Consider the following 12,562-nt stretch of genomic DNA (forward strand, 5'->3'; position numbering starts at 1 on the left):
GCGAGCGGGTTCACGACCGCGCGGTGAGGCCGGACATGACGATCGCGAAGAGGTGGTCGCGGCGCGAGGCGAGGGACGGCGCCTGGTCGGTGATCCAGCTGAGCGCGTTGGCCAGCGCGAACACGTCCGTCCCGTCGACGTCGGCCCGGATGCGCCCGGCCGCCTGGGCGCGTTCCAGGAGATGGCCGGCCGCCGAGCGCATCGCCGCGCACGAGGCGTGCAGGGGGGACTCCTCGTCGTTGATCGTGGCCATCATCGACGCGGCCAGCCCCCGGTAGGCCGCCGCACCTCCGATGAGATCCTCCAGGAACGCCACCAGCGCCTCGTACGGCGCCTCGCTCTCGCCCAGGGACTGCGCCCGCGCGGCGAGCCGGTCGAAGCTCTGCCGCAGCAGCGCCTCCAGCAGCGCCTCCCGGGTGGGGAAGTGCCGGTAGAGCGTCCCAAGCCCGACCTGCGCGCGCCGGGCGATGTCGCGCAGGGACGCCTCGGTCCCCTGCTCCTCGACGACGACCCGTGCCACGGCGAGGATGCGCTCCCGGTTGCGCCGCGCGTCGGCGCGCAGCTCGGGGGAGGTTTTCGGCGCGGCGGTATCCGGTGATTCGCCCGGCATGCACGGTCCTTCCGTTGACAAGTGGAGCAGTGCTCCAGTTATGATCCGGAGCACTGCTCCGAATCATATCGGGGCCGATTCCGTTGGGAGAACCCATGCCCGCGACCATGCATGCCGTGCGCCTCCACGCCCAGGGCGGCCCCGAGGTGCTCGTGTACGAGGAGATCGCCCGGCCCGAGCCGGGGCCCGGCGAGGTCCTGGTCCGCGTCCACGCCGCCGGGCTGAACCCGCCGGACTGGTACGCCCGGAAGGGCTTCGCCAACATCCCCGAGGGCATGCGGCCGGAGCTGCCCCTGCCGTACACGCCGGGGACCGACGTGTCGGGCGTCGTGGCCGCGCTCGGGCCCGGCGTCAGCGAGTGGCAGGTGGGGGACGAGGTGTTCGGCCTGCTCCGCTTCCCGAGCCTGGGCGCCCGGGCGTACGCCGAGTACACCACCTCGCCCGCCGGGGACCTCGCCAGGAAGCCCGAGTCCGTCGATCACCTGCGGGCGGCGGGCGTGCCGATGGCGGGGCTCACGGCGTACCAGTTCCTGTTCGACCACATCAAGCTCGAGCCCGGCAGCCGGGTGCTCGTGAACGGCACGGCCGGCGGCGTGGGGCACTTCGCCGCGCAGCTCGCCGCCGACGCCGGCTGCCACGTGATCGGCGTCGCCTCCGGGCGCCATGAGGCGTTCCTGAAGGATCTGGGGGTGGCCGAGTTCGTCGACTACACGCGGGCGGCCGTCGGGGAGGTGGTCCGGGACGTGGACTACGTGCTCGACACCGTCGGCGGGCCCCAGGCGTACCGACTGCTGCCCGCGATCAGGGACGGCGGCGTCTACAGCCCCGTCTTCCTCGGGGAGTACGGCGAGGAGGAGATGGCCCGGCGGGGCATCGAGAAGCGCGGGGGCCAGGTGCGCTCGGACGGGGCGCAGCTGGCGGAGCTGGCCCGGCTGATGGACGAGGGCCGCCTCCGGGTCGGCGTCGACTCCGTCTTCCCGCTCCGGGACGCGGCCAAGGCGCACGAACGGGCCGAACAGGGTCACATCCAGGGCAAGATCGTGTTGCAGGTGACCGCCTAGCCGGGCCTGCCTCTAGCATTTCGCAGGTGACCACCTACGACGATCCTGACGCGTTCGAGTATCTGGACTTCTCGGCCCTGCCGCCGCGCCAGCAGCGGATCCTGGCCATGATCCGCGACTGGGTGGTCAGGTACGGCTATCCCCCGGGCACGCGCGAGATCGGCCACGCGGTCGGGCTGCGGTCGTCCTCCTCGGTGTCGAAGCACCTGAAGAGCCTGGAGGAGAAGGGGTTCCTGCGCCGGGGCGCGACCATGACCCGGCCGATCGACGTGCGGCTGTTCCTGCGGGCCTCGGCGCCGGAGCCCGCCGGCGACGTCGTGAGCGTGCCCGTGGTCGGCGACATCGCCGCGGGCACCCCCATCCTGGCCGACGAGCACGTGGACGACACGCTGACCCTGCCCCGCGACCTCACCGGGCGCGGCACCGTGTTCGCCCTGCGCGTGCGGGGCGATTCGATGATCGACGCCGCGATCTGCGACGGCGACATGGTCGTGGTACGGCAGCAGCCCGAGGCCCACTCGGGCCAGATCGTCGCCGCCATGATCGACGGCGAGGCCACGGTCAAGGTGTTCCGCCGGCGCGGCGGGCACGTCTTCCTCGAACCGCGCAATCCCGCCTACGACGTCATCGACGGCGACGGCGCCGTGGTGCTGGGCATCGTGGTCTCGGTCCTGCGCAGCGTGTGAGCGCCCCCGTCAGGCGAGGACGACCGGCTTGAGCACCTCCTCGCACCACTGGCGGAAGCTGGTCGGGGTGCTCGTCCGAGGGGTGCGGACGGCGCCGTTGTCGAGGCCGGCGTCCTTGGCCAGCGCCATGTCAAGCATCCCCTGGGCCATCACTTCGGACATCCCCGACCCCACCAGCCCGGCCTTGAACGCTTCGCCCGACAACCGCTCGAAGCGGATCGGGCGGCTCAGCACCTCGGACATGATCCGCGCCATGTCCTCGAAGGAGAGGTCCTCGGGGCCGAGCACCGGGACCTCCTCGACACCGCTCCAGGTGTCGTCGAGCAGCAGATCGGCGGCGACCGCGGCGATGTCGCGGGTGGCGCAGCTCGGAGCCTTGTGGTCGCCGGAGATCGGCGAGGTGAACATGGACCGGTTCCTGATCAGCTCGGCCTGGCGCAGCAGGTTGTCCATGAACGAGGGCATCGCCAGCGCCCGGTAGCTCACGCCCGTGCTCGCGATCAGGTCGTCCATGGCGAGGGACGCCGTCACGTACCCGGCGTTCCCGGCCACCGCCGTCCCGCGGCCCAGGGCCGAGACTCCGACCACCCGCTCGACCCCCTGGGCCGTGATGGCCTCGCACGCGGGGCGGCTGAAGCCGGCGTAGGCGGCATCGACGCTCGTGGAGCGAGGGTCGGACGGCACCAGCCAGAAGACGGTGCGGGCGCCGGCGAACGCCTTGGTGACCACGTCGAGCTCGCGGTGCGAGCCCTCGACGACCTCGGCGTACGCGCGCACCGCGGCGGGCAGCCGGTCGGGCTCGCGCGCGATCACCCGGGTGGGTGCGCCGGCGGCCATGAGGCGGTCGAGGACCTGGCGGCCGATCTTACCGGTGGGCGTGGTGACGACGATCATGAAAACCCCTGGAGGAAAGTATGTGGCGGGAAGGACGAGAGCCCAGTCAACCCGGCGCCGCGGCAGACCTGAAGGACCGATTCGATCACCATTGATACTGTCGAGGTATGAATGACCTGGAGGTCCGGCAGCTCCGCTACTTCGTGGCCGTCGCCGAGGAGCTGCACTTCGGGCGCGCGGCGGAGCGGCTCGGCATGGCGCAGCCGCCGCTGTCCCGCGCGATCCGGGCCCTGGAGCGGCAGCTGGGCGTGCCGCTGCTGGTGCGCACCACGCGCCACGTCGCGCTCACCCCCGCCGGCGAGACCCTGCTGCGCGACGCCCGGATCGCGCTCGACGCGGTGACCGCGGCCGCCCGGCGGGCCCGGCACGCCGGCCGGTCCGATCCCGTGCTGCGCCTGGCGCTCAAGGCCGACTACGACGGCGGGCTGCTGCCGGGGATCCTCGCCGCGTACCGGAGCGAGGCGGCCGCCCTCCCGGTGGAGCTCGTGCTGGGCGGGAAGGGGGAGCAGCTGGCGGCCCTGCACGACGGCCGCGCGGACGTCGCCCTGGTGCCCGCTCCCCTTGACGAACCCCTTGACGCGCGTGGCCTGGACGTCGAGCCGCTGCTGACCGAGCCCCGGCTGGTCGCGCTGGCGGCCTCCGATCCGCTGGCCTCCCGCTCACGCCTGCGCCTGGCCGACCTGACCGGCAGGATCCTCCCCGACGGGACACCCGCCGACGGGCGGGAAGCCTGCCCGGCGACGGCAGGGACCCGGCCGAGACGCCTGGACCTGGCGGAGATCTTCAACCTGGTCGAGGTGGGCAGCATCGTCTGGTTCCCCCCGGCCTCGGTCGCGCCGCGCCACCCCCGGCCCGGCATCGCGTACCGGATCGTCAGCGACCTGGCGCCGATCACCCTCACCCTGGCCTGGCCGCACCACAGCCGCTCACCGGCCGTCGCCGCCTTCGTCCGTACGGCCACCGCCACTGCCACTCACTCGGCGGACGCGCCGGAGCCCCAGCCCGCCCCGAGCTGAACAACGCCCGCCGCTCCGCTACGCCGCCGGGCGGAGGCGGGCGGCGGTCGTGACGCTCAGGAGGGTGCGGGCCAGGGCGTCCGTCTGGCGGAACAGCGGGGCGTCGACGCCCGGGCGGGCGAAGCCGGCCGTGCCGGGGCCGCCCGCCGTCCACGGGCCGAGCGCGAAGCGGCGGGGGTGGACGGCGCCGGTGCGGGCGACGAGGCGGCGGTCCGGGAGGCGGACGTCCAGGAGACCGGACTCCTCGCGGCACTCGCCCCGGGCGAAGAGGGAGCCGAGGAGCGGGTCGGTGCTGCGGGCCACGGTCGGCTCCGGCAGCCGGGCCTCCACCAGCGCCCGGGCCTCCACCGCGCCGGGCACGCTCGTGCTGACCGCCCGCCAGAGCCCCGCCCGCTCGTCCCGCCCGACCCGGATGCCCTCGCCCAGGAACGTGACCACCCCGGCCCGCGCCAGCGCCCGCAGCTCGGCCAGCCGGGACGCGGGCGGGCCGCTGGCGAGGTAGTTGTACAGGCCCTGGAACCAGGGATCCGCCGGCACCACCCCGCGCAGCGCGTTCAGGCCGTGGATCAGGGCCAGGTCCGCGCTGTGCGCCGGGTCGGCCCGCCGCTCCAGGTCGGCCGTCAGGTAGCCGGCCATCCAGCGCCCCAGGCCGGCCAGGTCGCCGAAGCGCATCCCGTGCAGCGGCCGTTCCAGCCGGTCCAGCCGCAGCCGGTCGGCGAAGCGCGGCACCGACCTGGTGACGAGCGCGCGCATCTCCTTCCCGCCCCACTCGGCCTGCTCGAAGACGGGCTCGAACGCGTCCCAGCCGATCCTGGTCCGCGACGGGTGCCCGTTGAACAGCTCGAAGTAGTACGCGTACGCCAGCTCCTTGGCCACCGCCCGCCGCAGCTCCCCGGCAGGCGTGCCCGGGGTGACGAACCCGGGCAGGCCGGGCGGCGGCGCGGCGAGCCGGTAGCCGGCCTTGGCGTGGTACGGCACTCCCCTGCGCGACCCCACGTACAGGCGCGGCTCGGACCCGCCGGGCACGTAGTGCAGCTCGCCGCCGTGTTCGGTGAAGCGCCCGCCGCGTCCCGACGTGAGCAGCGCCAGCAGGTCGGCGAACGCCAGCCCGGCCCCCCGTACGAGCACCGGCTCCCCGGCCGGGATCACGCCCGGGTCGAGGTCGGCGGCGTACCCGGCGGGGAGGTAGGCCAGGCCGTGCCGGGCGGCGAAGGCGAGCTCCTCCGCCTCCGGCGGCGAGGGCAGCGCGCCCTGGTGGCCCTGCGCGAGCACCACCGCGTCCACCTCCAGCACTCCCCCGCCGGACAGCTCCACGCGCTGGCCCCCGCGCACGTCGGCCAGGCCGACGGCGGTGGCCCGGTGCAGGCGCACCCGCACGTTGGGCGGCGCGGTCCGCACCACCTGCCCGAAGGCGAAGGAGAGGTAGCGGCTGAGAACCGGGCGCGGCGCGAAGTACCCGGGCTCGCTCCCGAGCCACTCGGCCAGCGACGGCCCGGGACGGAGCGGACCCTCGCAGCGCACCGACCGGTCGGTGAAGAGCGTGATGTCGGCCGCCGCCGAGTTGGCCCACAGCAGGTCCGGCTGGCCCGCGCGCCAGACCCGGCCCGCGCCGTGCGGGTACGGGTCCACCACGTGCACGTCCAGCACGTGGTCTCCGAGCAGCTCGGGGGCGTTGGCGCAGATCCGCTCCACGACGGACGTCCCCGTGGGACCGGCCCCGATCACCGCGACAGCGCTCACCCCGACCCGCCCCTCCCGTGACAATACCCACTTTAACAGTAGGGATTACGGGAAAGATCGTCAACCCGGCTGCCGCGTGTCCGGTGGCAGGCAGACCGTGAGCGCACCCGCGGCGGCCTCGGCCTTGAGCCGGCGGGTGGGCTCGCGTTCCCCGCCGTCGAGCTCGTACGTCAGCGGGACCCCGAATCGCGCCGACACCTTCCTGGCCCGCGTGATCCGGACGAGCGGCGAGTCGTCGGAGCGCCCCGCGGCCATCCTGCCGATCACCCGCGCCCATTGGAGCGGCCCCTGGGCGGTCGAGACGCCGACCTCCAGCCAGCCGTCGTCCGGCCGGGCGTCGTCGAACGCCCGGACGCCGCCGGCGATCGTGCTCACGTTGCCCAGCAGCAGGCAGCTCGCCCGGCCCTCGAACCAGGTCGTCCCGTCGATTTCGATCTTCATGGGCACGAGCGGCTCGCCGACGTGCCGGACGGCCGCCTTGACGTAGCTCAGCTTGCCGAGCCGCTTCTTGGCCCGCCCGCCGGCGTCGGCGACCATCTCGGCCTCGAACCCGGCCCCCGCCATCACCGCGAAGTGCTCGCCGTTGAGCACCCCCAGGTCCAGCTTCTCCCTTCGGCCGTGGAAGCCGATCCGCACCGCCTCGTCCAGGTCGGCGGGGATGCCGAGGTTGGCGGCGAACAGGTTCGCCGTCCCCGCGGGGAGCACGGCCATCGGCACGCCGGAGCCGGCCATCGCGTCGGCACAGCGCTGCACCATGCCGTCGCCGCCCCAGACGAACACCAGCTCGGCCCCCTGATCGAGGGCTTTGCGGACCTTCTTGGGCGCCTTCTTGCTCTTGGGCACCTCGTACCAGAGGAGCTCGGCGACGCCCTCCTCGGTGATGAGCACGCGGAGTCTGTCCAGACCCGCGCCGAGGGTCTTCTTGCGGTGCGCGACGACGGCCACGATGGGGGACATGCGTTCCGGACTACCCCGGGCGCCGGATTTCAGGCGGAGGAATCATTCCCGCGTGCCGGGGTAGCCGTGCGCGAATGACTATCCATGGCGACCGCGGACTGGGACTGCGACTGACGCTGGCCAGCCTGGCGGTGGCGCTCATCATGATCCCGTTCACGCTGCTGCTCGTCGTGGCCAAGATGCCCGTCGACGGACTGGACGCGGGAGCCGCGCGAGATCTGCACGCGTACGCGCTCACCCATCCCGAGGTGACGAGGTTCCTCATCGTGTGGACGGACCTGTTCGGGCCGTGGCCGTGGCGAATCGCGGTCATCGCGTACGCCGGCTGGCTGCTGTACAAAGGCGCGCCGAGGCTGGCCGTCTGGGCGGTCACCACCATCACGGTGGGCGGGCTGCTCGGCCTGGCACTCAAGATCGTCGTGGCCCGGGCCAGGCCGCACCTGCCGGACCCCGTCGCGCTGGCGCCGGGCGACTCCTTCCCCTCGGGCCACGCGGTGAACGCGACGCTCGGCGCGGGAGTGCTCGTCCTGCTCGTCCTGCCCATGCTCCCCCGGTGGGGGCGGGTGGTGGCCTGGGCCGTCGCCTGCTTCCTGGTGCTGTCCGTCGGCTACACGAGGATCGCGCTCGGCGTGCACTGGGTGAGCGACGTGGTCGCGGGGATCGTGCTGGGCGTGGCCGTGATCGCCGCGACGGCGGCGGCGTTCGAGACGTGGCGGCGCGAGCAGGGACGCAGGCCCGCCTCGCCGCCGGTCGATGGAGTGGAACCCGAGTTCGTGAAAGCGGGCGAGGAGCGGAAGTGAAGCGCTACGCGTTATCGATCGTGCTGCCGATGATCCTGATGGCCGCGGTGACGTACGGCGTGGGCAGGGCGATCCTCGCCTGGCCCACCGGTGAGGCGTCGGTGAGCCGGAGCCTGGCCGCCGGCCGCACCTCGCTGTGGAACACGCTCACCGACTTCGGCAGCAGCCTGTCGGACACCCCGTACATCGTGGCGCTCACCGTGTTCGCCGCGATCGTCTTCAGACTGGTCCACCGGCGCTGGCGCGAATCGATCTTCCTCGTCGCGGCCGTCTGGAGCCAGTCCCTCATCTTCCTGGCCACCACCGAGGCCGTCGGCCGGCACCGGCCGCCCGTGCGGCACATCGACCCGGCACCGCCCACCTCCAGCTTCCCGTCGGGGCACGTCAGCGCCGCCGTCGCGTTCTACTGCGGGATGGCGCTCGTCCTGACCACGCACGTCCGCAACAGAGCGCTCCAGGTGCTGATCTGGGCGCTCGGAATCGCCGCCCCGCTCGCCGTCGGCCTGTCGCGCCTCTACCGCGGCATGCACTTCCTCACCGACGTGGTCTGCGGCGCGCTGCTCGGCGTGGGCTGCGTCGTCATGGCCGCCCGGGCGATCCTGTACGCGCGGAGGCGGCGGCGCTCAGAACTCGTTCGACCTGCGTAAACGCGAGGGCCGCCCGTCGGGGTCCACGACGATCCGGTACAGCGGCATGGCCAGCGCCCGGCGGACGCGGTCGAGCCCGGGCCGCGGATGCGGGCGCAGCCGGCCCGGCGGGCGGGGTCCCCGGCAGCCGTCCCGGTGCCAGGCCTCGAGCCGCGCGGCGGACTCGGCGAACGCCTCGAACGCGCTTTCCGGGTCCAGCAGATCCTCCAGGTCGCCGGGGTCGCGGTCCAGGTGCTCGGCGGCGAGCGTGAGCCGCAGCTCCCTGGCGAACCTGCGGGCTCCCGAGGGCGGACGCGGATCGGGTTGCGCGTCGAGGACGGCGCAGCTCAGCTCGGAGTCGAAGGTCCACGAGCGCAGGTTCACGTTGTCGGAGCCGACGCTCGCCCACACGTCGTCGACCACGCAGACCTTGGCGTGCACGTACACCGGCGTGCTCCGGTGGTTCTCCAGGTCGTAGATCGCGACCCGGCCCTCGCCCGCGCGCTTCAGCCTGGCCAGCGCTTCCGACCTGCCGATCAGGCTGGCCGGGCCGGCCAGCCAGCCGTCCTGGTCGGGATGGCGGGGCACCACGATGATCATGCGCAGGCCCGGCTCGCGCTCCAGCGCCTCGGCGAACGGCTCGATCACCTCCGTGGACCACAGGTACTGGTCCTCCAGGTAGACCAGCGAGCTCGCCCGCGTCAGAACCTTGCGGTAGGCCCTGGCCACGCTGCGCTCCCCCTCCGGCGCGAACGGATAGGCGTGGCGCAGGTGGGGGTAGGTCCTCAGGAGCTGCACGGCATGCGTCCCGGCCACCGGCGGCGCGGGGCCGGGCTCCGGCAGCGGCGGCACGTCGGCCATCCGGGTCATGCGGTCACGCAGCCACCTGAACGGCTGGCGGGTCTCCGGCGCCGGGTCCTCCCAGCGCTCGCAGAAGACCTTCTCCACCTCGGCCACCGCCGGGCCGCTGATCGCCACCTGGACGTCGTGCCACGGCGGGCGATCGCCGTACGCGCCGGGCATCGGCGCCGCCTGCGGGTCGCCCAGGTGCTCGGCGTCGTCGCGGCGGCTGTGGCACAGGTCGATGCCGCCGACGAACGCCACGTCCCGGCCCGGTCCCCAGTCATGGCGCACGTCATGGCGCAGGACGACGAACTTCTGGTGGTGCGAGCCCCCACGCCGCACCCGGGTGTCGAGCAGCGCCTGCCCGCCGGCCGCCTCGATGTCCTCGCCGAGGTGCCGGTTCTCGGCCGAGCTGAAGCGCAGGAAGTCCAGGTGCGAGCGCCAGATCAGCCCTCGGACCAGGGCCCCTCTCTCGGCCGCCCGCGCGATCGCGGCCGCCACCTCGGGGCCGTCCGGCGTGAGCCGCTCGTCGGGGTCACCGCGCCAGTCGGAGAACAGCAGCAGGTCGTCCTCGCCGAGGCCGGCCAGCCGCGCGGCGAGCTCGGCGAAGTAGGTGGCGCCGTGCACGAGCGGGCGCACCAGGTTGCCCTCCGTCCAGGGCTCGAGCCTGGTCGCGTCGTTCCCGCGTTCGGGGCCGGTGAGGAACCAGTCGTCCAGCCTCATGTACGCCGCCAGCGGGCCTCTCCGAAGCAGTATCCGGCGAACAGCAGCAGCCCGAGGGCCACCACCGCCAGCAGCCAGGGCCCGGCCGGAGTGTCGGCGAACGCCCTGAGCGTGGCGTCGATGCCCCCGGCCTTGTCCGGGTCGAAGGTGACGGCCGCCTGGACCAGGAAGACGCCGGCCAGCCCGGCGATCAGCCCGCGCGCGAGGTAGCCGGCGAGCCCGAGCCGGTCCATCACCGAGCCGGCCCGCCTCGGCATCGGCCTCAGCTCCTTGCGGAACTCCTTCTTGACGCCGTACCGCAGCCAATAGACGCCGAGCGCGACGACACCGAGCCCGATCGCGCTCACGAGGACCTGACCCGCGGGCAGGTCGAGCAGCTTTCCCGTGAGGTCCTGGGTCCGCTTGTCGTCGGAGGCGGTCTCGTGCGTCAGCAGCATGGTCAGCAGCGCGGTGCACACGAACGCGTAGACCACGACCCGGCCGGCCGGCTCCGCCCGGTCCTTGAGCCCGTGGGCGCCGAAGATCGCCTCCGACGCCTGCCACAGGGTCAGGGCGGCGAACCCCACGACCATGACCCACAAGATCACGGCCCCGAACGGCAGCGACGCGACCGTACTGATCGCCCCGCTCTTGTCGGCCTCCCGCCCGCCGTCCCCGAACGCGATCTGCACGGCCAGCACCCCGATCAGCCCGTACAGCACACCGCGGCAGACCAGCCCGACCCGCGCCAGCCTGTCCATGGCAGGGCTGTCCGCCGCCTGTCGCGCCTTGACTCCGGCTTCGGTCATGACTTCTCCCAAGAGCTCGTCAAAACCGGCGAACTGCCCTGAATCGCGCGTCCTAGACCTTCACCCGCCGGGACCGGCGGATTTGAGCGTCGGGATCACTCGCCGAGGTCGAGATCGGGCGGGCAGTCCATGGGCTCGTAGGAGCCATCGGGCCGCTGCATCTCGCACTGGGTCTGCCGGTCGCCCTGCCGGTCGCTCTCCCCCGGGCCGGAGGAGGCGGCAAAGCCGGAGAAGCCCGCGAAGAAGGCCAGGCCGATGACGACGGCGACGCATCCGACGATGATCCCGCCGTAGCCTCCGCCGGGGTTGGCCGCGGGCACGGCCCTGGTCGGGTTCTGCGGGTCGTAGAGCACCTCGGTCTCGTTGCCGACGCCGAGGCCGGAGGTGGTCGCCGCTTCGGTGGTGATCTCCTGCCCCTCCAGGGTCGTGAAGGTCAGGACCGGCCGCTGCCTCGCCCTCAGGTGCTCCCCTTGCCCCGTGAACGTGGTCCGGACATCGCTGACCACGCCCGGCACCCGCTGCGCCCGCCGGACGAACTGCCTGCTGTCGACGGTCCCCTTGATCGAGCCCAGAACGATCACTATGCCCACCGCCACGAACAGCAGCGGGAAGTACTGGAACAGATTTTCCACCGCGGATCTCCTTGGGTCGGCCTGCACTTTAGAACGTCCGGGCGAACCACAGGTTCCCGACGGGAGATCTCGGTGGCGGCGGCGCGGAGTACCGTTGATCGGCGGGCCGAGTGGCCTGGTCGAACGTGGGGTTGGCGACACCCGCGATGTACTCCTCCAGCAGCAGGCCGCGCACCCTGCGGGGCGGCGGGGACGTGGTCACGACCCGGGTGCCCGTCCCGCCCACTCCGTACTCGGTTTTCAGCACGTACGGCATGGCCGCCCCTCGCAGCTCCCGGCGTGCGGCGATCCGGCGCTGTGCCGCGATCCGGATCCCGCGATGGCCCGGAGCCAGCTCGCGGAAGAGCTCGTGGGAGCCGCGTTTGGACTCGAAGCGGCGGACGCACTCCAGCACCCCGGCGGGAGCGGGCCGGATCCGGTCGAACGCGGGCGTGCGGCCCCAGGACAGCACCGCCGTCCCGGGCGGGACGAGCTCGGGCAGGCCCGCCAGAGCCGCCGACACCTGCCCGTCCGCCGCGATCCCGCCGCGTACCCGCACGTCGTCCCAGCCCAGCGTCTCGGCCAGGTGCCGGACCCACCAGTCCGGTACGGGCAGCGGCAGCACGACGAGGGCGGGCCGCGGACTGGCGAAGGCCGCCAGGCACGAGTAGTGGTCACGCCCGGCCGGTATCCCGCCGAAGACGGCGTTGAACTCGGCGGCGTTGCCGACATGAACGGCGGGCAGCCCACCCGTCCAGGCCTTCACCCACGACGGCTCGGCACTCATCCGGCCAGGAAATCCCATGGATCACCTGACGCGCAAGGTTTGGGGGCTGCCGCCCCGCGCCCCCGGTCCTTCTTCGACGGCGGAGAAAAACGACATGATCACTCGTTGACCTGACATGAGCGCTTCGGGCGATGGACCGCGCCATACAGCCGACGAAAAGCGCGCGGGCATGGGGGCAAGGGCAGCGGCTGGGCTGCTCATCGTGGTGGCGGTGCCGGCCGCGCTCGCGGCGGGACTCGGCGCACTGTGGGCCGCCGCCGCGGCGAGCGGCAACCGGTACGCGGCGCTGACCGTGGCCGCACTGGCGCTGGCGGGCGTGGCCTGGGGGTTGTGCCGGTTCGCGCTGCGGCGCGTGGCGGGCTCACGGGTGCGGCGCTGGGCGCCGATCGCGGTCGCCGGGGCGGAGCTGGCGGCCGTGGC

Annotated in this window: 14 protein-coding genes; 6 read left to right on the plus strand and 8 right to left on the minus strand. The window is 73.3% G+C overall.

Annotated features, from left to right (window positions below):
* Positions 1–10: 10 nt before the first annotated feature.
* The gene (locus tag ACWDX9_RS27855) at positions 11–610 is read right to left on the minus strand and encodes a TetR/AcrR family transcriptional regulator (RefSeq protein ID WP_449959004.1); all 600 of its coding nucleotides are present in this window, start codon (positions 608–610) and stop codon (positions 11–13) included.
* A 95-nt stretch (positions 611–705) separates the two neighbouring features.
* On the opposite strand from ACWDX9_RS27855, the gene ACWDX9_RS27860 reads away from it, so the two are divergent.
* Entirely contained in the window at positions 706–1,671 is a 966-nt protein-coding gene (locus tag ACWDX9_RS27860) for an NADP-dependent oxidoreductase (protein ID WP_449959006.1), read from the plus strand.
* A gap of 77 nt (positions 1,672–1,748) precedes the next feature.
* The gene (gene lexA / locus ACWDX9_RS27865) at positions 1,749–2,357 is read left to right on the plus strand and encodes a transcriptional repressor LexA (RefSeq protein ID WP_449898378.1); all 609 of its coding nucleotides are present in this window, start codon (positions 1,749–1,751) and stop codon (positions 2,355–2,357) included.
* Positions 2,358–2,366: 9 nt separating this feature from the next.
* On the opposite strand, the gene ACWDX9_RS27870 is transcribed toward lexA, so the two are convergent.
* Positions 2,367–3,251, minus strand: a complete 885-nt coding sequence (locus ACWDX9_RS27870; protein WP_449959008.1) for an NAD(P)H-binding protein — start codon at positions 3,249–3,251, stop codon at positions 2,367–2,369.
* Between the two features lie 107 nt (positions 3,252–3,358).
* On the opposite strand from ACWDX9_RS27870, the gene ACWDX9_RS27875 reads away from it, so the two are divergent.
* Positions 3,359–4,267: a LysR family transcriptional regulator gene (locus ACWDX9_RS27875; protein ID WP_449959010.1), complete on the plus strand. Its 909-nt coding sequence runs from the start codon at positions 3,359–3,361 to the stop codon at positions 4,265–4,267.
* An 18-nt stretch (positions 4,268–4,285) separates the two neighbouring features.
* Here ACWDX9_RS27875 and ACWDX9_RS27880 read toward each other — a convergent pair whose 3' ends face one another.
* Both ACWDX9_RS27880 and ACWDX9_RS27885 read right to left on the minus strand, forming a co-directional pair.
* On the minus strand, positions 4,286–6,007 hold the full coding sequence (locus tag ACWDX9_RS27880; RefSeq protein WP_449959012.1) for an FAD/NAD(P)-binding protein: 1,722 nt from the start codon (positions 6,005–6,007) through the stop codon (positions 4,286–4,288).
* Positions 6,008–6,067: 60 nt separating this feature from the next.
* A complete protein-coding gene (locus ACWDX9_RS27885) occupies positions 6,068–6,964 on the minus strand; it encodes a diacylglycerol/lipid kinase family protein (RefSeq protein WP_449959013.1) in 897 nt (298 codons plus the stop codon).
* 74 nt (positions 6,965–7,038) lie between these two features.
* Between ACWDX9_RS27885 and ACWDX9_RS27890 the strand changes: the two genes are divergently transcribed.
* Together ACWDX9_RS27890 and ACWDX9_RS27895 are read left to right on the plus strand one after the other, a co-directional pair.
* On the plus strand, positions 7,039–7,764 hold the full coding sequence (locus ACWDX9_RS27890) for a phosphatase PAP2 family protein (RefSeq protein ID WP_449959014.1): 726 nt from the start codon (positions 7,039–7,041) through the stop codon (positions 7,762–7,764).
* Positions 7,761–8,411 carry a phosphatase PAP2 family protein gene (locus ACWDX9_RS27895; protein WP_449959016.1) on the plus strand — a complete coding sequence of 217 codons (651 nt, stop codon included), beginning with the start codon at positions 7,761–7,763 and terminating at the stop codon, positions 8,409–8,411. Before ACWDX9_RS27890 ends, ACWDX9_RS27895 begins: the two co-directional genes overlap by 4 nt.
* Here ACWDX9_RS27895 and ACWDX9_RS27900 read toward each other — a convergent pair.
* From ACWDX9_RS27900 to ACWDX9_RS27915, 4 genes are all read right to left on the minus strand, one after another.
* The gene (locus tag ACWDX9_RS27900) at positions 8,388–9,956 is read right to left on the minus strand and encodes a phospholipase D family protein (protein ID WP_449959018.1); all 1,569 of its coding nucleotides are present in this window, start codon (positions 9,954–9,956) and stop codon (positions 8,388–8,390) included. The two genes, ACWDX9_RS27895 and ACWDX9_RS27900, sit on opposite strands and share 24 nt — an antisense overlap.
* Positions 9,953–10,744: a DUF1206 domain-containing protein gene (locus ACWDX9_RS27905; RefSeq protein WP_449959020.1), complete on the minus strand. Its 792-nt coding sequence runs from the start codon at positions 10,742–10,744 to the stop codon at positions 9,953–9,955. The genes ACWDX9_RS27900 and ACWDX9_RS27905 overlap by 4 nt, the downstream gene beginning before the upstream one ends.
* 95 nt (positions 10,745–10,839) lie before the next feature.
* Positions 10,840–11,376, minus strand: coding sequence for a DUF3592 domain-containing protein (locus ACWDX9_RS27910; RefSeq protein WP_449959021.1), 537 nt, complete (start codon positions 11,374–11,376; stop codon positions 10,840–10,842).
* A 28-nt stretch (positions 11,377–11,404) separates the two neighbouring features.
* Positions 11,405–12,142 (minus strand): hypothetical protein, encoded by a 738-nt coding sequence (locus ACWDX9_RS27915; RefSeq protein WP_449959023.1) that lies wholly within the window; start codon positions 12,140–12,142, stop codon positions 11,405–11,407.
* A 169-nt stretch (positions 12,143–12,311) separates the two neighbouring features.
* On the opposite strand from ACWDX9_RS27915, the gene ACWDX9_RS27920 reads away from it, so the two are divergent.
* On the plus strand, positions 12,312–12,562 hold a 251-nt coding region (locus ACWDX9_RS27920), incomplete at its 3' end, for a hypothetical protein (RefSeq protein ID WP_449959025.1).

This window comes from Nonomuraea sp. NPDC003201 (assembly GCF_053590415.1).